Annotated in this window: 18 protein-coding genes and 1 pseudogene; 13 read left to right on the top strand and 6 right to left on the bottom strand. The window is 72.9% G+C overall.

The window, feature by feature from the left end:
• Positions 1 to 272: 272 nt before the first annotated feature.
• Positions 273 to 908, bottom strand: coding sequence for an alpha-ketoglutarate-dependent dioxygenase AlkB (locus ACIBZJ_RS12490; RefSeq protein ID WP_395928622.1), 636 nt, complete (start codon positions 906 to 908; stop codon positions 273 to 275).
• A 55-nt stretch (positions 909 to 963) separates the two neighbouring features.
• Positions 964 to 4,182: an NACHT domain-containing protein gene (locus ACIBZJ_RS12485; protein WP_395928620.1), complete on the bottom strand. Its 3,219-nt coding sequence runs from the start codon at positions 4,180 to 4,182 to the stop codon at positions 964 to 966.
• An 88-nt stretch (positions 4,183 to 4,270) separates the two neighbouring features.
• Between ACIBZJ_RS12485 and ACIBZJ_RS12480 the strand changes: the two genes are divergently transcribed.
• Entirely contained in the window at positions 4,271 to 5,116 is an 846-nt protein-coding gene (locus tag ACIBZJ_RS12480) for a class I SAM-dependent methyltransferase (protein WP_395928618.1), read from the top strand.
• Positions 5,113 to 6,474, top strand: a complete 1,362-nt coding sequence (locus tag ACIBZJ_RS12475) for an MATE family efflux transporter (protein WP_395928616.1) — start codon at positions 5,113 to 5,115, stop codon at positions 6,472 to 6,474. Before ACIBZJ_RS12480 ends, ACIBZJ_RS12475 begins: the two co-directional genes overlap by 4 nt.
• A 43-nt stretch (positions 6,475 to 6,517) precedes the next feature.
• On the opposite strand, the gene ACIBZJ_RS12470 is transcribed toward ACIBZJ_RS12475, so the two are convergent.
• Positions 6,518 to 7,387, bottom strand: a complete 870-nt coding sequence (locus ACIBZJ_RS12470) for a WD40 repeat domain-containing protein (RefSeq protein WP_395929105.1) — start codon at positions 7,385 to 7,387, stop codon at positions 6,518 to 6,520.
• Between ACIBZJ_RS12470 and ACIBZJ_RS12465 the strand changes: the two genes are divergently transcribed.
• Entirely contained in the window at positions 7,290 to 7,853 is a 564-nt protein-coding gene (locus ACIBZJ_RS12465; RefSeq protein ID WP_395929103.1) for a pentapeptide repeat-containing protein, read from the top strand. The two genes, ACIBZJ_RS12470 and ACIBZJ_RS12465, sit on opposite strands and share 98 nt — an antisense overlap.
• Before the next feature lie 227 nt (positions 7,854 to 8,080).
• Here ACIBZJ_RS12465 and ACIBZJ_RS12460 read toward each other — a convergent pair.
• A pseudogene (locus ACIBZJ_RS12460) lies at positions 8,081 to 8,863 on the bottom strand (Hsp70 family protein); the annotation flags it as partial.
• A 381-nt stretch (positions 8,864 to 9,244) separates the two neighbouring features.
• Here ACIBZJ_RS12460 and ACIBZJ_RS12455 point away from each other — a divergent pair.
• The 4 genes from ACIBZJ_RS12455 (at position 9,245) to ACIBZJ_RS12440 (ending at position 14,457) form a co-directional block, all read left to right on the top strand.
• Positions 9,245 to 10,150 carry a DMT family transporter gene (locus ACIBZJ_RS12455; protein ID WP_395928614.1) on the top strand — a complete coding sequence of 302 codons (906 nt, stop codon included), beginning with the start codon at positions 9,245 to 9,247 and terminating at the stop codon, positions 10,148 to 10,150.
• A gap of 198 nt (positions 10,151 to 10,348) precedes the next feature.
• On the top strand, positions 10,349 to 11,899 hold the full coding sequence (locus ACIBZJ_RS12450) for a DHA2 family efflux MFS transporter permease subunit (protein ID WP_395928612.1): 1,551 nt from the start codon (positions 10,349 to 10,351) through the stop codon (positions 11,897 to 11,899).
• A 273-nt stretch (positions 11,900 to 12,172) separates the two neighbouring features.
• Positions 12,173 to 13,357, top strand: coding sequence for an acyl-CoA dehydrogenase family protein (locus ACIBZJ_RS12445; RefSeq protein WP_395928610.1), 1,185 nt, complete (start codon positions 12,173 to 12,175; stop codon positions 13,355 to 13,357).
• Positions 13,354 to 14,457, top strand: coding sequence for an acyl-CoA dehydrogenase family protein (locus ACIBZJ_RS12440; RefSeq protein ID WP_395928608.1), 1,104 nt, complete (start codon positions 13,354 to 13,356; stop codon positions 14,455 to 14,457). Before ACIBZJ_RS12445 ends, ACIBZJ_RS12440 begins: the two co-directional genes overlap by 4 nt.
• Here ACIBZJ_RS12440 and ACIBZJ_RS12435 read toward each other — a convergent pair.
• Positions 14,375 to 17,161 (bottom strand): CHAT domain-containing protein, encoded by a 2,787-nt coding sequence (locus tag ACIBZJ_RS12435; protein ID WP_395928606.1) that lies wholly within the window; start codon positions 17,159 to 17,161, stop codon positions 14,375 to 14,377. The two genes, ACIBZJ_RS12440 and ACIBZJ_RS12435, sit on opposite strands and share 83 nt — an antisense overlap.
• A 145-nt stretch (positions 17,162 to 17,306) precedes the next feature.
• On the opposite strand from ACIBZJ_RS12435, the gene ACIBZJ_RS12430 reads away from it, so the two are divergent.
• The 5 genes from ACIBZJ_RS12430 to ACIBZJ_RS12410 all read left to right on the top strand — a co-directional run bounded on the left by ACIBZJ_RS12430 (position 17,307) and on the right by ACIBZJ_RS12410 (position 20,898).
• Positions 17,307 to 18,464, top strand: a complete 1,158-nt coding sequence (locus tag ACIBZJ_RS12430) for a S8 family peptidase (protein WP_395928604.1) — start codon at positions 17,307 to 17,309, stop codon at positions 18,462 to 18,464.
• Positions 18,465 to 18,496: 32 nt separating this feature from the next.
• A complete protein-coding gene (locus tag ACIBZJ_RS12425) occupies positions 18,497 to 19,072 on the top strand; it encodes an RNA polymerase sigma factor (RefSeq protein ID WP_395928602.1) in 576 nt (191 codons plus the stop codon).
• A complete protein-coding gene (locus ACIBZJ_RS12420; protein WP_395928600.1) occupies positions 19,050 to 19,529 on the top strand; it encodes a hypothetical protein in 480 nt (159 codons plus the stop codon). Before ACIBZJ_RS12425 ends, ACIBZJ_RS12420 begins: the two co-directional genes overlap by 23 nt.
• A gap of 128 nt (positions 19,530 to 19,657) precedes the next feature.
• The gene (locus ACIBZJ_RS12415; protein WP_395928598.1) at positions 19,658 to 20,473 is read left to right on the top strand and encodes a response regulator transcription factor; all 816 of its coding nucleotides are present in this window, start codon (positions 19,658 to 19,660) and stop codon (positions 20,471 to 20,473) included.
• A gap of 11 nt (positions 20,474 to 20,484) precedes the next feature.
• The gene (locus ACIBZJ_RS12410; protein ID WP_395928596.1) at positions 20,485 to 20,898 is read left to right on the top strand and encodes a hypothetical protein; all 414 of its coding nucleotides are present in this window, start codon (positions 20,485 to 20,487) and stop codon (positions 20,896 to 20,898) included.
• On the opposite strand, the gene ACIBZJ_RS12405 is transcribed toward ACIBZJ_RS12410, so the two are convergent.
• Positions 20,886 to 21,917, bottom strand: a complete 1,032-nt coding sequence (locus tag ACIBZJ_RS12405; RefSeq protein ID WP_395928594.1) for a toprim domain-containing protein — start codon at positions 21,915 to 21,917, stop codon at positions 20,886 to 20,888. The genes ACIBZJ_RS12410 and ACIBZJ_RS12405 overlap by 13 nt on opposite strands.
• Positions 21,918 to 21,961: 44 nt before the next feature.
• Between ACIBZJ_RS12405 and ACIBZJ_RS12400 the strand changes: the two genes are divergently transcribed.
• Positions 21,962 to 22,798, top strand: coding sequence for an acyl-CoA thioesterase (locus ACIBZJ_RS12400; RefSeq protein ID WP_395928591.1), 837 nt, complete (start codon positions 21,962 to 21,964; stop codon positions 22,796 to 22,798).
• The last annotated feature ends 24 nt before the right edge of the window (positions 22,799 to 22,822 follow it).

Raw genomic sequence — 22,822 nt, 5'->3', positions numbered from 1 at the left:
GGTCTGGCTCCGGCCTCAGCTCCGGTCTGGCTCCGGCCTCAGCTCCGGTCTGGCTCCGGCCTCAGCTCCGGTCTGGCTCCGGCCTCAGCTCCGGTCTGGCTCCGGCCTCAGCTCCGGTCTGGCTCCGGCCTCAGCTCCGGTCCGGCTCCGGCCTCAGCTCCGGTCTGGCTCCGGCCTCAGCTCCGGTCCGGCTCCGGCCTGGCCCCGGCGCGGCCCCGGCCCGCCCCGGCCCGCCCCGCCCCGCCCCGGCTGGGCGGGCGGCGGGATTGGGGTTAGGCGACGTCGAAGGGGCGGAACTGGACGCTGACGCGGGGGCCGGCCGCCCGGGTGGTTTTCGGCACGGCATGTTCCCAGGTGCGCTGGCACGAGCCACCCATCACGATCAGGTCGCCGTGGCCGACCGGGAAGCGCAGGCTCGAGCCGCCGCCCCGGGGGCGCAGCAGCAGGGGCCGGGGTGCGCCGAACGAGACGATCGCGACCATCGTGTCGTGGCGCGCGGACCGGCCCAGCGTGTCGCCGTGCCAGGCCACGCTGTCGCGCCCGTCGCGGTACAGACACATGCCCGCGGTGACGAACGGCTCGCCCAGTTCGGGAGCGTAATGGCTGGTCAGCGCATCCCGGGCCGCCGCCAGCAACGGGTGGGGCAGAGCCTCGTGACGGTCGTACCAGCGCAGCAGGCGGGGGACCTCGACCTCGCGGTCGTACATCTCGCGACGTTCGGCGCGCCACTCGACGTCGGACAGCAGGGTCTGGAAGACCGCGTCGGAGCCGCGGACCCAGCCGGGCAGGTGATCGACCCAGGCTCCGGCCGAGAGCTCGTGCCGCCGGACCCGCCCGGCGAGCGGACCGAGCCGCGCGTCGGTGTCTGCGAGTTCCAGAATCGACGGCTGGTACGCGATCGTGGTCATACCTTGACCCTACCCGATTCTTCGAACACAGGTGCGAAAGAATAACTCCGCACGTTCAGCTCTCGAAGAACGTCCGGAGCCACGGGGGCCACGTCAGCCCCGCTCCGTCGAACGCCAGGCGGAAGGTCTGCTCCGCCCCGTCCGGCCAGCTGATCGCGTGATCGGCCAGCACGTCGCTCCAGGTCGCGATCAGGTTCTTGGCGGTGCCGGCGCCGGACGGATCGGCGCACGAGGCCGCGATGATCCGCGCGAGAAGGGGGAGGTCTTCGGCGAACGTGCCAGGGTGCAGGATGCCGAGGTAGTCGCGGAACCCGGATCCGCGGAGCGTGGCCGGCTCGTCGGCCAGCGCGTGCAGCACGGCCCGCCGGTATCGTCCGTGACCGGTCATCAGGGCTTTCTGCACGAGGTGCCGGCGGATCTCGTGGTCGAACCGCTCCGGCGGCACCAGAACGACCTGCTGAACGATGCCGGCCGAGTCGAGCAGCACCGGAGCGTCGGGGGAGAAGTTCATCCGGGACGAGCCGGCGAGCGGCCAGGCGGGCATGACGCCGTAGACGGTCTCACGCATGTCCACAGTGGTCTGCACGAAAGCCGCGCGGCGGAGCATCTCTCCTGGCTCGCTGTCGGCCGGCACGCGGACGTCGGGGATCACCCACTCACTACCGCCCACCAGGCGGCCGTCCGTCGGCCACGGGAGCGACTCGTACACGCTCACGTCGCTCCCGTCTTCCAGGCGCACCTCCAGCCAAGCCGGATCGTCCTCGAAGTGCCACGCGACGCGGAACACCCGCCACAGCCGCCCCCGATCGACCAGATCGAGCTGACTGCGCCAGAGCAGTGAAAGCTGCCGCCACGCGACCGGCGACGAGCCACCGGCCAGTTCGTCGGCCCGCACCGGCCCCTCGGCCAGCAGCACCGCGAAGCACACCAGGTTCGCCGAGAACGCGGCGTGCCGGGCCGCGAACGGCTCGCGGCGGGGCTCGTAGTCGGCGACCGACCAGGTCCGGGGCGGGAACCCGGCCTCGGGTAACAGCTCCAGCACCAGCTCCCGGCACGACCGCCGTACCTCCGGCGCCAGCGCCGCGATCCGCCCGCGCACGAAGTCCCACAGCGGCGCCCGCCGGGCCACGGTGACGAACGACGTGGCCGCGAACAGGAATCCGCCGTCGAGCTCGGCCCGGAATCGCCGCCGCTGGTATGCCCTCGCGTCCGCGAGATCCACCAGTGCGTCCACGATCAGGCGGGCCGCGAGGAAGTCGCCGAACGTCGCGTGCAGGAACTCGAAGCTGCGCTCCGGTGCGCCGGTGTCTCGCGTCGCCGTCGCCTCGTGCACGAAGAAGAACCGGCCGACGAGCAGCTGGCTCGCGGTGAGCGCGTGGCCGCGGGGATCCGAGTTCCCCGCGGTCAGGTCGTCGCCACCGAGGAGCTGGGGCAGGTCGCGGTCGAGTTCCGCGTCCAGAATGACGTCGCCCCGGCGGTTGAGGACGGCCAGCGCGACGGCGCCGAGCCGTCGCCACTCGCGGGCGATCTCGGCCTGGCGGTCCTCGGCCGACCGGCCGTCGCGTCGCTTGTCGACCTCGCGATCGACGAAGTCGGCGAAGAGCCGTTCGTACAGCTCGACCTGACCGAGGTCGCCGCCGGCGGCCTGGAGCGCGTTGGCGCCCGCGTCGTACAGCGCGAGCAGCAGCAGGAGCAGTGGCTGGCGCGCGAGCTCGCCGTGGGTGAGGGCCACCTCGACCGGGAGCGGCCGCAGGCCGCGCTCGGCCAGGCTCGCGCGGTTGACCGTGTTCCAGGTGTCGAGCCAGCGGCCGACCCGGAACGAATCGAACGGCGCGAGCCGCACGACGACCGACCCGAGCGGGAACCGGACCCGGTCGGCGACGACGGTCCGGCTGGTCACCAATACCGCGACCGGACGGCCGAGCTCGGCCTCCCGCTCCTGGAAGGCCTGGGCCTGCTCCAGGTAATCGGACCGGTTGAGGCCGGTGGCCTGCAACAGCTCGTCGAAACCGTCCAGGACGACGACCGGCAGCGCGGGTTCGGCGCGACGGGCGACGTCGGGCCAGGACACGGACTCGCCGAGCGACTGCAGCAGCGCCTGCTCGATCTGGGTCTGGATCGACGCGTCGCCCGGCACCGTCCGCAGCTGGACCCGGATCGCCAGGAAACCGTTGCCGGTCAGACGCGCGGCCAGCACCTTCGCCAGTGCGGACTTGCCCGAACCGGGGTGGCCGAGCACCACCGTCGGTGCGGACGACGCGGCGAGCGTGGTCAGGTGGGCGGCGAGGAAGTCCGGGACGTCGTCGACCGGGTGCGCGCCGTGCCACCAGGTCTCGGTGGCCGGCCGATCGTCCGGTCCGGCCTCCGCGACCGCGCCGCCCGGATCGACGTAACTCTGGTGCAGCCGTGGCAGCGTGACGTGTTCCGGGACCCGGTCGGTCGCCAGGATGGGCCGGTCGAGCTGGGCCCGGTGGAGCCGCTCGAGGCCGGTGCGGACCGCGTCGGCGGCGGTGGGCCGGGTGACCAGCGCACGCAGTTCGGCCAGGTCGGCCCGGAGCACGTCGCCGCTGCTGCGCACGGCTTCGCGGGTGGCACTGGCGTCGACGCCGGCGGCCCAGACCCGGAACTCGGGCGCCTCGGCGGCGAGCGCCCGGTACGCCGCCGTGTACCGGGCGACCGCGCGGTCCACGAGTCCGGTTTCGAGAGTGAGATCGAGAGCCTGCTGACGTCCCTCGAACGCGGCCAACCGGAGCAGGAACCGGATCAGGTCGTCGGCGAGGCCGCGGTAGTAGGCGGCGAGTTCCTCGGCGACCGCCTCGGCGGGGTGGGCCGGAGAAGGAATCGGCAGCGGCGTCTCGAGAAAGCTGACGATCAACCCGGCGTAGTTCCGGGCCGGGCCGTCGCCGGTGGCGAGCGCTACCTGCTCGGCGGCAGTCAGTTCCGCGGCCTCGAGGTCGACGCCGAGGTTGCTCAACCCCTCGTCGAGCGCTTCGAAGAACGACGTGACGACGAGGACGCCGTGGGCGGCGACCAGGCGCTCGGTGCGATCGAACCGGGAGAGACCGCCGAGTTTCTCGCGAAGGCCCGCGACCGCGGTGTGACCCCAGCGGACCAGCTCGTCACGGAGCGCGAAGAAGTCGATCGTGCCGACGCTGACCGCGGTCACCACACCGGCCCCGGCGCCGCCCAGCCGGCCGAGCGTCGTGATCGCCGGGCTCTCCGGGTCGCCGATGAGGCGGACGGCGTCGGCGTAGGTCAGCGAGCGGCGGCTCATGTGGCGGACCGTACCGAAGGTGTCACACATTTCTGGCGACGAAGGTACCGACGAATAAACGCTGTGACCGGTATGACATTTTCGTAACGTGACAGCGAACGGCGATACCGAGGACTACCGCACACTCAACCGGGCGAGCTGGGACGATCGGGCGGCTGCGCACGCGGCCTCCTCCGACTACTCCGTCGACCGGTTCCGGGTCGACCCGACGTTCCTGAGTAACGTCGTGCAGTTCGATCTGCCCCGGCTGGGCGACATCTCCGGTCTGGACGGGCTGCATCTGCAGTGCCATATCGGGACCGACACGCTGTCGCTGGCCCGTCTGGGTGCCCGGATGACCGGTCTCGACTTCTCCGGGGAATCGCTCGGGCAGGCGCGTGAGCTCGCCGCCGAAACCGGGGCCGGGGTCGAGTTCGTGCAGTCCGATGTGTACGACGCGGTCTCCGCGCTCGGCGCCGGCCGGTTCGACTTCGTCTTCACCGGCGTCGGGGCCCTCTGCTGGCTGCCGGACGTCCGGCGGTGGGCCGCCGTCGTCGCCGAACTGCTACGACCCGGTGGACGGCTGTTCATGCGGGAGGGCCACCCGGTCCTCTGGGCTCTGGACGACGCCAGGCAGGACGGCCTGCTGGTGCTGGACTACCCGTACTTCGAGCGGGACGAGCCGCTGGTGTGGCACGACGACGACACCTACGTCCAGACCGATGCGACGTTCACGCACAACACCGTGCACAACTGGAACCACGGGCTGGGAGAGGTCGTCACCGCCCTGCTCGACCAGGGGCTGACGCTGACGCAACTGGTCGAGCACGACTCGGTGCCGTGGGAACCGTTCCCCGGAAAGATGGAGCGGCTCGACGGCGACGAGCGGCGGATGGCCGACCGGCCGTGGCGGGCACCGCTCACCTACACGTTGCAGGCCCGCAAGCCCGAATGACGGAGACCGGGGCCGCCGCGGGGGCGGCTACGGGTTCCGGGCCGGCTTCGGGTTCCGGGGCGGCCGACGCGTCGGCCGGGCGGGTGGTGCGGCTGGCCGGGTCGGCGTTCGTGGTGCTGGCCGCGGAACCGCTGTTCCTGCTGGTCGACACCGCGGTCGTCGGCCACCTGGGACGCGTCGCGCTGGCCGGTCTCGGTGCCGGCGGGACGCTGATGGGCCTGCTGGCGATCGTCGGCACGACGCTGGCCTACGGCACCACCGGACGCGCGGCCCGCTGGTTCGGCGCCGGGCAGCGGGACGCGGCGGTCGGCGAGGGCGTCCAGGCGTCGTGGCTGGCGTTGCTGCTCGGCGGGGCCGGCGTCCTGGCCGGTCAGCTGCTCGCGCCCTGGGCGACCCGGGTGATCGCCGGGGAGGGTGCCGTCGCGACCGCGGCCGAGGGCTGGTTGCGGATCGCGGTGCTCGGCCTGCCGGGCATCCTGCTCGTGTTCGCGGGCAACGGCTGGCTGCGCGGGGTGCAGAACACCCGGACGCCGGTCGTGATCGTGGTGGTCGCGAACATCGTGTCGGCGGCGGCGTCGCCCGTGCTCGTGTATCCGCTCGGGCTCGGGCTGGCCGGATCGGCCTGGGCGAACGTGCTGGCGCAGTGGCTCGGCGGGGGAGTGTGCCTCTGGGCGCTGGTGCGTGAGCGGGTGCCGCTCGGGCCGCGCTGGTCGGTGATGCGGCGTCAGCTGCGGGTGAGCCGGGACCTCATCGTGCGGGCAGCGGCGTTCCAGGCGGCGTTCCTCACCGCGGCGGCGGTGGCCGGACGCGCGGGTGCGGCGCAGCTCGCCGCGCACCAGGTGGGGCTGCAGCTCTGGAACCTGGCCGCGCTGCTGCTGGACTCGTTCGCGATCGCGGCCCAGTCGCTGGTGGGCGCGGCGCTGGGCGGCGGGGACGTCGACGCGGCGAAGAGCACGGCCTGGCGGGTGAGCCGGTTCGGGATCGCCGCCGGGCTTCTGTTCGCGGTGGTGTTCGCGCTGGGTTGGTTCGTGGTGCCGGGCGTGTTCACCGACGACCCGGCGGTGCGGTCGCAGCTGGGCGTGCTGTGGCCGTTCCTGGTCGGCATGGTGCCGGTCGGAGGCGTGGTGTTCGCGCTGGACGGGGTACTGCTGGGCGCGGGGGACAACGCGTACATCCGGAACGTGACCGTGGGGTCGGCGCTGCTGGGGTTCGTGCCGGTGACGCTGGCCGCCGCCTACTACGGGTGGGGGCTGACGGGGGTGTGGGCCGGGCTCGCGGTGTTCGTCGCGGTGCGGTTCGTCGGGATGGTGTGGCGGACGTGGTCGGGGCGGTGGCTGAAGATCGGCGCGTCACTCTGACCGGTTCTCGCAGCGGGGCGTGGTGGGCCCGGCCGGTCGTCGTTCAGAGCGGCCAGAGGCGGGCGGTGCCGTCGTGGCCGGCGGTCAGCAGGGCGCGGCCGTCGGGAGCGAACGCGACCGCGGTGAGACCGGCCGTGTGACCGGTGAGCGGCGCGGCGGTCGCCCGTCCGGTGGCCGGGTTCCAGAGGCGGGCGGTGCCGTCGACGCCCGCGGTCGCGAGCAGGCGTCCGTCCGGGCTGAACGCGACCGCGGTGACCGCACCGGCGTGTCCGGCCAGCCGCTCGGCCGCCGGGCGTCCGTTGTCGGCGTGCCAGAGGCGGGCGGTGCCGTCGACGCCCGCGGTCGCGAGGAGGCGACCGTCCGGGCTGAACGCGACCGCGTGCACGAGTCCGTGGCCGGTGAGGTTGCCGAGCTGCCGCTCGGTGTCCACGTCCCAGATGCGGATCGTCTGGTCGAAGCTGCCGGTCGCGAGGCGGCGCCCGTCCGGGTGGAACGCCACGGCGCGCACGACGTCCGTGTGGCCGGTCAGTTTCCCGATCGAATCGCCCGAGGTCAGATCCCAGATCCGGACGGTGTGGTCGAAGCTGCCGGTGGCGATGCGACGGCCGTCGGGGTGCGGGGCCACGGCGCGGATCATGTCGTCGTGGCCGGTGAGGGTGGCTCGTTCCTTGCCGGTGGCCGGGTCCCAGACGCGGGCGGTGTGGTCGTCGGCGACGCTGATCAGGCGGGAGCCGTCGGGGCTCGAGACGATGCCGTTGATCCGGCCGGTGTGGCCGGTCAGGCGGACGATCTGGCGCCCGGTGGGCACCTCCCAGATGCGGACGGTTCGGTCGGCGCCGGCCGTGGCCAGGCGGGAGCCGTCCGGGCTGAGGGTCAGCGAGGACACCGCTTCTTCGTGCCCCCGGAACTCCACCGCCTCCCGCGCCCCGCCGATCGGCGCCGCGCTGACCGGGACGGCGCTGACCGGCGCCGCGCTGACCGGGGCGGCGCTGACCGGTGCGCCGCTGACCGGGGCGGCGCTGAGGGGGACCGCGCTGAGGGGGACCGCGCTGACCGGGGCGCTGCCGCTGACCCGGACCGCGGCTGACGGCACCGAGGCTCGCCCGGAAGGCGCGCCCACCGGAGCCGCGGGGGCCGGAGTCGTGGAGGCCGGAGCCGCGCCGGACGAGGGCGGGGCCGGGGCCGGTTCGGCGGCGCGGACGTCGCGGTCGGTGCGGATCACGCCGGTGGCGGCGTGTGTCTCCGGAGGCGGGAACGACGGCTGCCGCCGCCGCCCGATCAACCCACCCCCCGGCTGGGGCCGGAGCCCGCTGGGCTGCGCCTGGAGCCCGCTGGGCTGCGGGTACCCGTACGGCACCGGTCGGTCGCCGCCGTGCTGAGCGGCCTGCGGCGGCCGCGCCTGCTGGTGAGGAACCGGCCCCGACCGAGGCACCGGCGGCCGGTACTCCTGGGGCCGGTACTCCTGAGGCCGATGCTCCTGAGGGACGCCCGGCCCTGGGACGCCCGGCCCTGGGACGCCGGGCCCTGGGACGCCGGGCCCTGGGACGCCCGGCCCCGGCACGCCCCGTGCGCCGTCGAACGTCCGCACCCGCAGAGCGCCCTCGGCCACGATCAGTTCCGGCTGCTCCAGCACCGTCGCCGGCACACCCAGCGCCCGGTGCAACATCGTCGCCACCAGCGGGATCCGCGTCGATCCCCCGACCAGGAACACCGCCGACAGGTCCCCCGGCGTCAGCCCGGCCTCCCGCAGCACCCCCTGCGCCGACCCGATCGTCCGCTCCAGCAACGGCCGCGTCAGCTGATCGAGCTCCGTCCGCGTCAACGGCACCTCGTCGTCGATCGACGGCACCGGGATCAGCGTCGCCACCGCCGACGACAACATCTCCTTCGCGGCCCGCACGTCGTCCTGCAGCAGCCACCGCCCCCGCCGCTCCGCCGCCGTCGACGGCGACGTGAGCGCCTGCCACGCCGACGGATCCCGCCGCGACACCACCGCCCCGACGAACGTCAGCACCGCGTGGTCGATGTCCAGCCCGCCCGCGTCGGGCAGCCCGTCGGTCGCCCGCACGTCGTAGCCGGACGGCCCCCGCCGGAGCACGGTCGCGTCGAACGTCCCGCCGCCCAGGTCGTACACCAGCGCGTTGCCGCCTACCGGCAGCCGCGCTCCGTGCACCTCCGCGAACGCGGCCGCCGCCGCGACCGGCTCCGGTACCAGCCCCACCACGGACGAAGGCCACCCCGCCGCCACCGCCGACCGGCGCAGCACTTCCCGCCGTGCGCTGCCCCACACCGCCGGGTGCGTGATGCGGACCTCGTCCGGATAGGCCGCGCCGGTCACCCGCCGCGTCTCCTCCGCCACCCGCCGCAACACCGCCGCGAACACGTCCACGACCGGGAACTCGGTCGTGCCCAGCAGTACCTCGCCGTCGTCGATGCGGCGTTTCGGGTTCGGCTCGAACGCCTCCGGGTGCAGGCGGGCGGTGTGCAGCGCGGCTTTTCCGGCCAGCAGCTCGGCCCCGGACGCACAGACCGCGGAGGGGAGCTGCGGCTGTCCGTCGACCAGAACCGGGTTGATCCGTCCGTCGGGCCGGGCGAGTACCGCCACGGTGTTCGAGGTACCGAAATCCACGCCGAGTCGAGAGCCTGCTGCCACGCGGCCACCCTAGGCCGAGCGCTCGGGAGGCGGGTCCCGCACCCGCTGTCCGGTTAATGACGGAAGTCGGCCGACAACGCGGTTGGCCGGCGCCCCCGGGAAACCTACAGTCCTCCCGTGACTCGGCGCGGCTGGCTGCTCTTCGTCGTCATGAGCGTGGTCTGGGGCATTCCGTACCTGCTGATCAAGGTCGCGGTCGACGGCGTCTCGGTTCCGTTCCTGGTGTTCGCCCGGACCGCCGTCGGTGGTCTGCTCCTGCTCCCGTTCGCGTTCCGCGCCGGTGCGATCCGCACCGTGCTCCGGCACTGGCGTCCGCTGCTCGTGTTCACGGTCTGCGAGATGGTCGGCCCCTGGTTTCTTCTCACGGACGCCGAGCGGACGCTGCCGAGCTCACTGGCGGGCCTGATCATCGCGACGGTCCCGGTGATCGGTGCGATCGTCGTGCGGCTGACCGGTGGCGCCGAGCGGCTGACCTGGAAGCGCCGGGCCGGCCTGATCGTGGGGCTGGCCGGCGTCGCGGTGCTGGTCTCGCCGAAACTCGGCGGGGGAGACGCCTGGCCGATCGTCGAGGTGCTGCTGACCTCGCTCGGGTACGCGATCGCGCCGCTGATCATGGCCCGATACCTCAACGACGTGCCCGGTCTGCCGATGACTGCAGTATCGCTGAGCACAGTCGCGCTGATCTACACCCCGGCGGCGATCGCCACCTGGCCCGAGCACCGTCCGGACGCGGACGTCCTCTGGGCGATCGCCGGTCTGGGGCTGATCTGCACCGCGCTCGCGTTCCTGGTGTTCTTCGCGCTGATTCGGGAGGTGGGTCCGGCCCGGGCGACGGTCTTCACGTACGTCAACCCGGCGGTGGCGGTGCTGGCGGGCGTTCTGGTGCTCGGCGAGCCGCTGGACGCATTGATCCTGTCCGCGTTCGCGCTGATCCTCGTCGGGTCGGTACTCGCGACGTCACGGGACGTAAGGCCCGCAGAGACGCACAGGGGTGGGAACCCAGTCGAAACCGGCGTGAGGTAGCGTCATTATTTGTGTGATGCAAGGAATGTTCGGCGGGGGAATGGGCGGCGAGCCGGCCCGGTTGGTTGATGCCGTGGTCGCCTGTCGGGCAGATCGCGACCGTAATTCTATTTCCGTTGAGTGCACCGATGCAGTAAGAATTAAACGAACGTAAAATTCCTAGGCTGCCCGGGACCGGCGCGACGAGGGAAAGAGCTCATGGCAGACGTAGCCACCGCCAACGACGACAAAATTACCCCCGACATACTCAAGGTCGCCGGGGTTGTCGTCCTCGGCGCGATTATGTCGATTCTCGACATCACGGTCGTCAACGTCGCACTTCCGACGTTCCAGACCGAATTCGGCACGGTGGACGCGCCGCTCGATTACGCGCGCGTCGCCTGGACGGTCACCGGCTACACGCTGGCGCTGGCAACCGTCATTCCACTGACCGGCTGGGCCGCTGACCGGTTCGGCACCAAGCGGCTCTACATGACCGCGATCGCGCTGTTCACGATCGGCTCCGCGCTCTGCGCCGCCGCGTGGAACATCGAGGCGCTGATCGGCTTCCGGGTGCTGCAGGGCCTCGGCGGCGGCATGCTGATGCCGCTCGGTATGACGATCATGACGAGGGCGGCCGGCCCGAAGCGGATGGGTCGTCTGATGGCGATCCTCGGTGTGCCGATGCTGCTCGGCCCGATCGGTGGCCCGATCCTCGGCGGCTGGCTGATCGACGCCGCCAGCTGGCACTGGATCTTCCTGATCAACGTCCCGATCGGTATCGGCGCGTTGATCTACTCCTACGTGGTGCTGCCGGCCGACGCCGCGCAGCCGTCCGAGTCGTTCGACTTCATCGGCATGCTGATGATGTCTCCGGGCCTCGCGCTGTTCCTCTACGGCGTCTCGTCGATCCCGGGCGAGGGTTCGGTCACCGCGAACAAGGTGTGGATCCCGGCGCTCATCGGCATCCTGCTGATCGTCTCGTTCGTCATCTACTCGTTCAAGCCGAAGCACCCGCTGCTGGACCTGCGGCTGTTCCGCAACCGGAACCTCGCGGTCAGCATCACCACGATGTTCCTGTTCGCGGTCGCGTTCTTCGGCGGCCTGCTGCTGGTGCCGACGTACTTCCAGCAGATCCGCGGTGAGTCCGTCCTGATGGCCGGTCTGCTCGTGGCTCCGCAGGGCCTCGGTGCGATGGTGACGATGCCGATCGCCGGCACGCTGTCCGACAAGATTCCGGTCGGCCGGATCGTTCCGTTCGGCCTGGTCGCGATCGTCATCGCCATGTTCGGCCTGACCCAGATCACCGCGACGACCTCGTACGGCGTGCTGATCCTGTGGCTGTTCATCATGGGTCTCGGTATGGGCATGACGATGATGCCGATCATGACGTCGGCCCTGAAGACGCTGACCAACCACGAGGTGGCCCGCGGGTCGACGCTGCTGAACATCACGCAGCAGATCGCGAGCTCGGTCGGTGTGGCGCTGATGTCGGTGCTGCTCACCAATGGTCTGAAGGACGGGAAGCTCGCGCTGCCGGCGATCGCCGCGCAGCGGGACCCGCGGGTCGCGGAGCAGATCGGCGGCCCGGGGGCCGTCGCGAAGGGCCTCTCCGAGGCGGCGGACGCGTTCGCGCACGTCTACTGGGTCGCGGCCGGGCTCACCGTGCTGACGCTCGTGGCGGCGTTCTTCCTGCCCCGCAAGCGCGAGGAAGCCCACCTCCTCGACGACCAGGATGCCGAAGAGGCCCCGCCCCTAATGATCCACTAGGTGGGCGGCCCACCCAGCACGACGCCGACTGTTGGGTGGGCGGCCCGCCCAGGACGGGTTTCGGGTGGCGGCGCTCGGAGGTTGGGTGCGGCTTCTTTGTGGCGGAGTGACCGAGGCCGCGGCGGCGGCATCGTGAGGCGTCGGGCGCTGGTTGGGTGAACGGGAGTGGCTTCGCGCGGGTCGCGCGGGGCCACTTTTGTTTAGGTAGACGCGAAACGTCTGTTAACTTCGGCGTTTACGGGTATGTGCCCGGAACCGGGAGAGGAGACGTTGATGTCCCCCGAGGAACTCACCGCCGCCATCGACGCCTTACTGCGCGACCATCCCCCCTCCACCACCGATCCGCACGACTTCTTCGCCGCCCGGTTCGACGCCGGCCTGGCCTGGGTCTGGGTCGACCGGCCCGACGGCGGATCGAACGCCGAGCCGGCCTTGCAGGGGCTGATCGAGCAGCGGCTCGCCGAGGCCGGTGCGCCGATCCCGGGCGCGTACAACCCGATCGGCATCGGGATGTGCGGCCCGACCCTGCTCACCCACGGCACCGACGAGCAGCGCGCGAAATACCTCCGGCCGCTCTACACCGGCGAAGAGGTCTGGTGCCAGCTGTTCAGCGAGCCCTCGGCCGGCTCCGACGTCGCGGGCCTGGCCGCCCGGGCCCGTCGCGACGGTGACGAGTGGATCCTCGACGGCCAGAAGGTCTGGACGTCGTTCGCCCACCTCTCGCGCCGAGGCCTGATTCTGGCCCGGACCGACCCGGACGTCCCCAAGCACAACGGCATCACCGCGTTCGTCGTCGACATGCACGCGCCCGGCGTCGACGTCCGTCCGCTGCGGCAGATGACCGGTGACGCCGAGTTCAACGAGGTGTTCTTCGACGGCGTCCGGATCCCGGACAGCGACCGTCTCGGCGACGTGGGGGCGGGCTGGCGGGTCGGCACCACGACGCTGATGAACGAGCGGGTCTCGCTCGGCGGCGCCATCGCCACCCGCGAGGAGCCCGGCGCCGGTCTCCTCGAGAGCTACCGCGTCGCCGCGGCTCGCGGCGAGGGCAACGGGCTCCGGCGTGACCAGGCGATCCAGCTCTGGATCGAGGCCAACGTCAATTACCTCACCGCGGTCAGGGCCGCGGCCGGCGGCAACCGCGGCAAACCGGGCCCGGAGGGCTCCGTCCTCAAGCTCGTCAGCGCCGAGTACAACCGGCGCGCGGCCGAGTTCGAGAACGACCTGCTCGGTCCGGGCGGCGCGCTGCTGCCCCGGCACGAGATGCGCAGGCCGACGCTGCCCTACGGCAGCATGGGCGCCCCGTCCACGCAGGCGACGTTCCTGCGCTCGCGCGCGAACACGATCGAGGGCGGCACGTCCGAGATCCTGCGCAACATCCTCGGAGAACGAGTGCTCGGCCTGCCCGGCGACGTCCGGGTCGACAAGGGTGTCGCCTGGAAGGACGTGCCGCGATGACGTTTTCGCCGGAGCAGGAGGAACTGCGGGCCACCGTGAAGACGTTCCTCGACCGGAACTCCGCCGAGGACGCGGTCCGGCGCCTGATGGAGACCGACGACGGCTACGACCCGGCCGTCTGGCACCAGATGGGCAACCAGCTCGGCCTGCAGGGCCTGCACATTCCCGAGGAGTACGGCGGCTCCGGGTTCAGCTTCGTCGAGCTGTGCCTGGTGCTCGAGGAGATGGGCGCCCACCTGCTGTGCGCGCCGTTCTTCGCGTCGGCGGTGCTCGCGGCCGGCGCACTGCTCGAGTCCGACGACCTGGAAGCCAAGAAGGACCTGCTGCCGGGCATCGCGAGCGGCGAGACGATCGCCACGCTGGCCTACGCCAACGACACCGGCAAGCTCGACGGCGCGGTCGAGGCGACCAGCACCCCGGCCGGCTACACGCTCAGCGGCAGCAGGCACTTCGTGCTCGACGGAGCGCTGGCCGACCTGATCCTGGTCGTGGCCTCCGCCGACGCGGGCCCGTCGCTGTTCGCGGTGCCCAAGGACGCCGAGGGTGTGACGGTCTCCCGGCTCTCCACGATGGACCTCACCCGCAAACAGGCCGACCTCACGTTCGACGGCACCCCGGCCCGGCTGATCGGCGCCGACGGCTCGGCCGACGTGATCCTCGAGCGCGTCCTCCAGCTGGCTTGCGTCGCGCTCGCGAACGAGAGCGTCGGCGGCGCCCGGGCGGTGCTGGAGCAGGCCACCACGTACGCCAAGGAGCGCCTGCAGTTCGGGCGTCCGATCGGCTCGTTCCAGGCGATCAAGCACCGCTGCGCGGACATGCTGGTCGCGGTCGAGGGCTCCCGCTCGGCGGCCTACCACGCCGCCGACGTCGCGGCGACCGGCGACGGGGGCGTGCTGCCGGTCGTCGCGTCGATGACCAAGTCGTACGTCGGGGAGGCGTACTTCGGGGTCGCGGCCGAGAACATCCAGGTCCACGGCGGGATCGGGTTCACCTGGGAGCACCCGGCGCACCTGTACTTCAAGCGGGCGAAGTCGTCGGAGCTGCTGTTCGGCGACCCGGTGTCCCACCGGGAGCTGCTGGCGCAGCGCTTCGGCCTGTAGCCGGCAGCGCTTCGGCCGAGAGGCGCATGGCCCCGCCCAGGCAGACGAACCCCGCGGCGGCGGCGAGGGCTTCCTCGCCGTCGCCGTGCGCGCGTTCCTGGGCGGACGCCAGAGCCGCGGCCGCCGTGTCACCGGCCACCAGCCGGGTGTGCAGCGCGGTCATCAGTGGCCAGGTCTGGGCGTCCGCGACCGGCACGACCGACGCGACGACCTGCTGCGCGCCGCGTCCGAGCAGGGTCGCGGTGAGCCCGAGCAGTTCGTCGCCGGCCCGGACCACGTGCCGTCCGGTGTCGCAGGCGGCCAGCACGACCAGTCGCGGGACCGGCCGGAGCCGTTCCAGGTCGTAGCCGGTCAGCGGGCCGTCGGCGAGCAGCAGCGAGGAGAACAGCGGGTGCTCGTGGTGCACCCGCCCGTGCGCCGCGAGATGCGCGACGTCCGCACCGGCCAGGGCGCCCAGGACGGCTTCCGCGGTGGCGGCCGGCCCGCCCAGCGCCGTCGTTTCCCGTGCCGCCGTGCGGTGGATCGCGGCCACCGCGTCCGCCTCGGCATGGGCACCCGGCAGTCCCGGTCCGGCCGCGACGACGGCGCGGTAGCCGGCCGGCCCGGCCGGCCCGCCCGCAGCGGCGTGCCCGGTGGCGGCGGCGTGCCCGGTGGCGGCGGCGCGCCAGGTGGTGGCGGAGGGAGCGACGGTGACCGGGCGGCCCACGCAGGAGGGCAGCAGCGCCCAGGGGAGGGATTGCAGACGTCCGATCGGGACCACGACCAGCGGACGGTCGCCGATCCGGGCGGCCAGCGGAGCCAGGAGCGCGGCGTCCAAGCGGCGGCAGGCGTCGTCGAGCAGCCGGCGGGCGGCGGCCGTGGTCCGGCCGGTGGTGAGCCGGTGCAGCGCGAACGGGAGGCGGTCGACCAGGTCCCGCACCGGGGCCGCCGGTCCGAGCCGGACGAACCCCGCCGTCGTGGCGGTGACCCACAGCGCGTGCAGCGCGCCGTCGACCGCCACGTACTCCACCAGTGCCGCATCGGCGAGCGTCGCGCCCAGCGCGTCCAGTGCGACCGGCTGCGCCGCCGCGCCCCCGACGTGGCCGGGTTGCCGCCGGGTGCGGTCCCGGATCCGCCGCTCGGCCGCGACCTGCTGCCTCAGCGCCGCTCCGGGGTCGCCGCCCGCCGTTCGAACCGCCGCGGCTTCGGACGCCGCGGCGCGCCAGGCCGCCAGATCGGTCGCGTAGTCGTCGTCGTCCGGAGGGCGGAGCGGCGGGAGCAGCAGGTGGCTCGCGCGGTTGTGCTCGGCCCAGGTCAGGATGCGGGCGGGGCGTCCGCTCGCGACCGCGATCCGCAGGCCCAGCCCGGCCAGGGCGAGCCGGTGCTGGCCGGCGCCGACCCGGAGATCAGCGGCGCCGAGCCCGGCCCGGTGCCCGTCCAGCACCCGCAGCCCGGCCGCGGCCGCCCGCAGCGCAGTGGCCGGCCGCCCGGTCCGCTCCCGCCGGAGCGCCTCCGCGTACCAGCCCCGGGCCCGCAGCGCCGCCGGCCCCGCGTCCCGAGCCCGTGCCGCCTGCGCCAGCGCGACGATCGCGGCCCGCTCCCCGGCTCCGCGTTCGGCGATCAGGGCGGCGGCGAGCAGCCTGGCCTCGACCGCCGCGTCGGTCCACCCCGCCGCGGCCAAGTGGTCGGCGGCCGCGGCCGGTGTCCGCGGCGGGATGCGGGACCGGCCGGGTCCGGCCGCGCGGCACGCGGTGGCGACGAACCGGGCCAGTACCCCCCACTCCGGACGCTTCTGCCGGGACAACTCCCGCACCGCCCGCTCGGCCTGCCGCAGCCCGCCGTCCGGATCCCCGTCGAGCACCGACAACCGGGCCAGCAGCAACCGGACCTCCGGCAGCGCGATCCGCTGCCGCTCGGCCTCGAGCGCGGCCACCGCCTCCTGGGCGACCTCCCGCGCCTCCGCCACCAGCCCGACCGAGAACAGCAACTCGGCCCGGTCCTGCAGCAGGAACCCGATCTGCGCGTTCAGCTTGCGGAGCGTCTCCTCGGCCCGGTCGAGGTGCCCCAGCGCGCGCGGGACCTCGCCGCGCAGGGACTCGAGCCACCCCAGGTTCTGCTCGACGAACGCCACCGACAGGTCGATGCCCAGCTCGACGTTGATCCGTAGCGCCTCACGCAGGTCGGCCTCGGCGTCGTCGAACCGGAACCGGCGCCCGTGCGCCAGGCCGCGGTTGCTCAGCGCGCGCTTGAGCCACTGCAGGTCGTCGGCCGCCCGCAGCGCCGGGATGGCCAGCCCGAGCGTCTGAGAGGCGGCCTCGTTCATGCCGAGCTGAACCAGCATCGCGCCTTTCTGGGCCAGCGCCCGCGCGTGGTCCACTCCGGACGCCTCGGCGAGCGCCGCGTCCATCTCGCGCAGCGCGGCGGCCGGGCGTCCGCGGTTGGTCAGTACGGCCACCAGCCGCAGGCGCGCCTGGATGACGAGCGTCGGGTCCTCGGCGCGACGTCCGAGGGCGGCGGCAGTACGCAGGTGGCGGGCGGCGACGTCGGTGTCTTGCAGGTGCAGCGCCGCGATGCCGAGGGCCCGCTCGGCGAGCGACGCCGCGGCGAAATCGCCGGCCCGGCGGGCCTGGCGCGCCAATGCGGCGGCGACCGAGGCCGAACGTGCCGGGTCGACCTCGGCCAGATGAACGGCCTCGACGGCCCGGTCGAATGTTGTCGTCATCATCGCCGACGTCCAGAGTGACGGTAACGAGCAAGCATTCCAAGACTCATCGGCTTCGGGGTGTATCACGCGGGCCCACGTCGCCTCTGAAGGACACACTGGCGCAGGCACTCCGTCGGCGCTGCCTGGGGTTGGGGGAGACCGTTCGATGACTGTTCCGCACACGCTGTACGTCGACATCGTGAATCGTGCCGTGGCCGAGAGTCTGATCGACGCCGTCGCGAAGGACCTCACGGATTCCGCCGTGTCGCCCGTGGACGGGACGTTCGGAGTCGCGGCCACGGAGTCCAGCCCGGAGCTGGGACTGACCAAACTGGAGCTCTCCGGAGTACTCACCGCGGCGTCCACCGTTCCGGGACCTGCCCAGGGGCTGACCAAGGCCCTGGGGCTCCTCGAGGCCAAGTCGCGCGCTCTCTACCAGGGCTGGACGCCCGAGTTCCACCTCGAGGACGACGAGGGCGTCTACACCAGCCCGCACGTCAAGGCGATCTTCGACCGCGTCCCCGAGCCGCTCGGCGCGCTGAACGTCGCCCCCGACATCGGGACGGGCGGCTGGAACCCGCCCGGCCACCCCCGGGTCGGGATCGCCGACACGCTAGTCTACCGGCATCCGGTCCTCGCCGGTCACGTCGTGGGCGACTCGACGGCGACGTTCACCGACGCCTCGCCCGGCCACGCGACGTTCGTCGCGGGCATCATCCGCAGGCAGGCTCCGGACGCGCTGCTGGTCTGTCACCCGGTGCTCGGGCCGGGCCGGCACGACGCCTGGAGCGTCGCCAAGAGCCTGCTGGCGTTCCTGGACGACGACATCGACATCCTCAACATGTCGTTCGGCCAGATCACGGAGAACTCGGCCACGCCGTTGCGGCGGGCGCTGGATCGGATCGGCAAGCGCGCCGTGCTGGTCGCGTCCGGCGGCAACTTCGGGGGAGTCCAGGCCACGCTGTACCCGGCCAAGTTCCCTGACGTCGTGGCCGTCGGCTCCGGCACGGTCACCGGCGACACGTTCGAGCTCGCCACGTCCACTCCGAACGCGTCCTGGCTCGACCTGGTCACCCAGGGCGAGAACGTGGTCGGGCCGTTCCTCCCCGGCGAGGTCCATTTCACCGAGCCCGAGCGGGCCACCAAGATCTACGACGCGCTCCAGCCCTACGCCCGGTGGTCGGGCAGCTCGTTCGCGGCCGCCTACGTCTCGGGGGAGCTCGCCCGGCGGATGGCCGAGCACCAGATCAGCGCGTTCGACGCACTGGACCAGTTGCTCAACGGCCAGGCGGCCGACATCGCACCGTACCGGCGGTTGCGCTGACCGCATCGGTTGAGGAGCTCGTTCGAGCCGCGGTGGCCGGAGACGAGCGCGCCTGGGGCGCGCTCGTCGACCGGTACGCACCCCTGCTCTGGTCGGTCTGCCGCCGTTACGAGCTCACCTCCGCCGACGCCGACGACGTCGCCCAGGTGGTCTGGCTCCGGCTGCTGGAGCACCTGCCGACGCTGCGCAGTCCCGCCGCTCTACCGGGCTGGCTGCTGACCACCACGCGCCGGGAGTGCGTCCGCCTGGCCCGGATCGCGCAGGGCCGAGCCACGGCCGAGCGACCCCTGCTCGTCGACGTCGTGCCGGACGGACGCGGCCCCGCCGCCGACGAGGCGTTGCTGCGCGCCGAACGGAACGACGCTCTGCGCGCGGCCTTCGCCCAGCTGGGCGAGCGGTGCCGGGAACTGCTCGCGCTGTTGCTGCGAGATCCCCGGCCGCCGTACGCGCAAATCAGTAAAGATCTGGGTATTCCGATTGGGAGTATCGGTCCGCACCGCGTCCGCTGTCTGGCCGCGTTGCGCCGGACCCCCGAGGTGGCCGGGCTGATGGCCGCCGAGCAGCGCCCGTCCGGAGGGAGTCGCGATGTCGACCGCGTGGAGCGATGACGACGCGCTCTTCCGTGCTCTCGGCGAAGCGCTCGCCGAGGAGTCCGTGGTGCCCGACAGCGTCACCCGCTCCGGGCGGGCGGTGTTCACCTGGCGGACGGTGGACGCCGAACTGAGCGCCCTGCGGTACGACTCCGCCGACGAGAGCGCGCCGGCGCCGGGAGCCCGCCCGCCGGTGCTGGTCCGGGCCGACGGTCCGCCCCGCCGCAGCCTCACGTTCGAGACGTCCACGCTGACGATGGAGCTCGACCTCGAGTACGACCCGGACGCGCTGCGGGGCCAGCTCGTCCCGACCGCCGACGACGACGTGCCCGCGTACGTCGTCGTCGAGCGTCCGGACACCGACGCCTCGACTGTGGACGTCGACGAGGTCGGCTATTTCGCGGTCGAGCCGTTCCCGCTCGACCGCCCGTTCCGCCTCCGGTGCGCGGGCACCGTGACCCCGTGGATCAGCTGAGCGGCTGAGGTCGCGGTCGGCGATCCGGTCCTACCGCGGATTGGGTGTATCAGGCGGGCACCGGCTCCCTCTGAAGGGCGACCGATTTCACCGGCCCGGTACTCCGGGCCGCGGCCCGGGGGATGCCGATGAGAGCCGCCACGACCCTGTCCTATCCGAACAACCCCTCCCGCGAGGGGACCGTGACCCCGCTGACCCGCCGTTCGTCCGTTCCGGGCGGCGACCGCCGTAACCGGGTCGTCCTCGCCGACGACCCGACGTTCCTCCGCGCCGCGCTCGCGGAGCTGCTCACCCGCGACGGGTTCGACGTCGTCGCCCAGGTCAGCGACCCCGAAGAACTCCGCTCCGCGGTGTCCCGATTCCGCCCCGCCGTCGTGGTGCTCGACGCGCGGTCCGCCATACATCTGAAGTCCGGCCGCCTCGAAGCGGTGGCCGAAGCTCGTACGAACGATCCCGACGTCGGGCTCCTCGTCCTGGCCCACACCGTGGTGGACGCCGTGCTGGACCGGTTGGTGCGGGCCGGCACCCGGGGGATCGGTTACCTGCTCGCCGACAGCATCGGGGGGGTGGACGCGTTCCGCGGTGCCGTCCGCCGCGTCGCCGACGGGGGCTGCGTCTTCGCTCCGGGCGTGGCCACCGCGCTCGCCCGGCACCGCAGGGCCGCGCCGAGCACCGAACCGGTCGGCGCGCTCAGCGACCGCGAGCGGGAGGTGCTCTCGCTGATGGCGGAGGGGCGCTCGAACGAGGCGATCAGCGAGCACCTCTTCCTCGCACCGCGGACGGTCGAGGCCCACGTCCGCAGCATCTTCATCCGGCTCGGTCTGCCGCCCCGCTCCGACGACCACCGCCGGGTCCTCGCCGTGCTCTCGTACCTGCGCGCCACCGGGGACCTGGCCGCCACCGCCCATCTCCGACCGTCGGCGCTCGCCGCGGCCGCCCGCTGAAGGGACCATCCATGACCCGCGGTGTTCTGTTCGAACTGCACATCTGGCCGAAGGACGGCCCGGACCTCAGCCTGCTCGTCCCGGACGCCACCGATGAGGAGATCCCGGCGCTCCTCGGCCAGTTGGAGAGCCTGGCCGACGAGTTCGTCGCTTACCTGCGCGACGAGATCGTGCCCGGGCTGGAGACCACGCCGACCCGGTTCGGTCACATCGACCGGGTGACGCTGCTCCGCGGCGACGTGACCACGACCGTGACCGACTTCCTGCTGTTCCTGGACGGTCTGGTCGACGGCGACGGCGGGCACGGGAACACGCCGGGCGTGATCGACCGGATCGCCGGGAAGTTCTCGGTGCGGGCCACGCCGCGCCACGTGTTCAACGAGGCCGGCTCGTGGGACGCGCCAGGCGCCTCCTACGCCGGATAGACGCTCTCGGCGACCGTGACCCCGTCGAATCCCAAGTGGATGCCGAGGTCGCGGGCGATCACCGGCAGCTGCGGCGCGTCGCGGGGGACCTCGTCGGCGGCGCGTCGCAGCAGGGCCCCGGCGGCGCGAAGGGCGCCGACGCGGCCCTCGATCTCGTCCAGCCGCCGCCCGGCGACGCGCCGGCCGACCCGGGCCGCGAGCAGCGACGTGCGGGCCTCCCACAGGATCCGGGCGGCGCTCCGCGGCCCCGCGCGGGCGACCAGCGCGGCCGGGTCGGTGCCGGGTGGCAGCACGATCGCGTCGACCGGGCCGTCCCACTCGCGGAGCAGCTCGTAGGCCCGGTCGGCGGCCCGCTGCCCGGCGGCGTCCGGATCGAAGCAGACGGCGATCGGGGTGCCGGGCGGAACCATCGCCGCGAGCAGCGCGATCTGACCGGCCGCGACCGCGGTGCCGCAGGTCGACACCGCGGCCAGCCGCCCGTCGGGGCCGGGCGGGAGCCGGGACAGCGCGACCGCGTCGGCCGGTCCTTCGACCAGCAGCAGCCCGGCCAGCCGCCCGCGGTGCCCGCCCGCCGGGCGTCCGTAAAGGGACAGCACCTCGGCGGACGCGTAGACGAACGCGCTCTTGCAGTAGATCGGCGTCGTCGCCGTGTTGCGGTAGCGCGGGACGCGCGGAGCGCCCGAGACGTCGCGGCCGACGAACGCGTGGACCCGGCCGTCGGGGCCGCGGATGGGGAACACGACCCGGTCGCGGAACGTGTCGGCGGGCCGGCCGCGGAGGACGACCGTGAGGCCGGCCGCGATCAGCTCGTCGGTCGTGAAGCCGGCGCGGCGCAGGTGGTCGGTCAGCCCGACGCGGGCGGACGGTGCGTAACCGAGCCGCCAGGGAGCGGCGCGGGCCAGTGAGCGGGGGATGCCCCGGCTGCGCAGGTAGTCGAGCGCCGGGCCGCCGGACAGCCCGGCGAGCCGGCCGGCGTAGTACGCGGCCGCGCGCTGGTGGGCCGCGACGAGGCGGTTCATGATCCCAATTCTACGTACACCTGTTCGAATAATAGTGTTGTCCGGTGGCGACCATCCATGAAGTTCTCGAGATAGAGCGCATCGAGAACGACATCTTCCGTGGCAGCACTCCCGATTCGTTCCTCCAGCGGACGTTCGGTGGGCAGGTCGCTGCGCAGGCACTGGTCGCCGCGGTGCGGACGGTGGACGACGATCACGCCGTGCACTCGCTGCACGGGTACTTCATCCGGCCGGGGAGGCCCGAGATCCCGACCGTGTACCTGGTCGACCGGATCCGGGACGGCCGGTCGTTCGCGACCCGGCGGGTGACCGGGGTGCAAGACGGCAAGGCGATCTTCTTCATGTCGGCGTCGTTCCACGTGGAGGACGACGGCCCCGAGCACCAGGACGAGATGCCCGCGGTGCCGTACCCGGAGGATCTGCCCGACCCGACCGGGCTGCAGGGCCAGATCGCGGCCTGGCACTCGCGGGAGTGGCCGGACTGGGATCTGCGTCAGGTGCCGGCCGCGTCCGTCGACAAGCGACCCGGGGTGGCGGCGCAGCAGCAGGTGTGGATCCGGTACCGGCACACGCTGCCGGCCGACCCGGTGTTCCACGTGTGCGTGCTGACGTACCTGAGCGACATGACGTTGCTGGGGTCGTCACGGGTGCCGCACGCCGAGGGGCCCGAGACCCAGGGGGCGTCGCTGGATCACGCACTCTGGTTCCTGCGGCCGTTCCGGGCCGACGAATGGTTGCTGTACGACCAGACGTCACCGTCGGCGGGGTTCGGCCGGGCGTTCACCCAGGGGCGGATTTTCGACCGGTCGGGGCGGCTGGTAGCTGCGGTGACGCAGGAAGGGCTGATGCGCTACGAGCGTCCGCCGGCCGAGCGACGGTAGATATCGCGCAGCCGTGGGTAACCC

The organism is Cryptosporangium sp. NPDC051539, from assembly GCF_044454545.1.
Taxonomy (GTDB): Bacteria; Actinomycetota; Actinomycetes; order Mycobacteriales; family Cryptosporangiaceae; genus Cryptosporangium.
Note: the sequence above shows the minus strand (reverse complement) of the source record. Positions and strands in the feature narration are given on the sequence as shown.

Bases quoted from the DNA above. Each gene is read 5' to 3' on its own strand.
- ACIBZJ_RS12475 (WP_395928616.1), top strand. From the start codon at position 5,113: ATGACGGAGACCGGGGCCGCCGCGGGGGCGGCTACGGGTTCCGGGCCG.
- ACIBZJ_RS12485 (WP_395928620.1), bottom strand. From the start codon at position 4,182: ATGAGCCGCCGCTCGCTGACCTACGCCGACGCCGTCCGCCTCATCGGC.
- ACIBZJ_RS12450 (WP_395928612.1), top strand. From the start codon at position 10,349: ATGGCAGACGTAGCCACCGCCAACGACGACAAAATTACCCCCGACATA.
- ACIBZJ_RS12420 (WP_395928600.1), top strand. From the start codon at position 19,050: ATGTCGACCGCGTGGAGCGATGACGACGCGCTCTTCCGTGCTCTCGGC.
- ACIBZJ_RS12435 (WP_395928606.1), bottom strand. From the start codon at position 17,161: ATGATGACGACAACATTCGACCGGGCCGTCGAGGCCGTTCATCTGGCC.
- ACIBZJ_RS12410 (WP_395928596.1), top strand. From the start codon at position 20,485: ATGACCCGCGGTGTTCTGTTCGAACTGCACATCTGGCCGAAGGACGGC.
- ACIBZJ_RS12465 (WP_395929103.1), top strand. From the start codon at position 7,290: ATGCGGACGGTTCGGTCGGCGCCGGCCGTGGCCAGGCGGGAGCCGTCC.
- ACIBZJ_RS12490 (WP_395928622.1), bottom strand. From the start codon at position 908: ATGACCACGATCGCGTACCAGCCGTCGATTCTGGAACTCGCAGACACC.
- ACIBZJ_RS12405 (WP_395928594.1), bottom strand. From the start codon at position 21,917: ATGAACCGCCTCGTCGCGGCCCACCAGCGCGCGGCCGCGTACTACGCC.
- ACIBZJ_RS12445 (WP_395928610.1), top strand. From the start codon at position 12,173: ATGTCCCCCGAGGAACTCACCGCCGCCATCGACGCCTTACTGCGCGAC.
- ACIBZJ_RS12440 (WP_395928608.1), top strand. From the start codon at position 13,354: ATGACGTTTTCGCCGGAGCAGGAGGAACTGCGGGCCACCGTGAAGACG.
- ACIBZJ_RS12430 (WP_395928604.1), top strand. From the start codon at position 17,307: ATGACTGTTCCGCACACGCTGTACGTCGACATCGTGAATCGTGCCGTG.
- ACIBZJ_RS12415 (WP_395928598.1), top strand. From the start codon at position 19,658: ATGAGAGCCGCCACGACCCTGTCCTATCCGAACAACCCCTCCCGCGAG.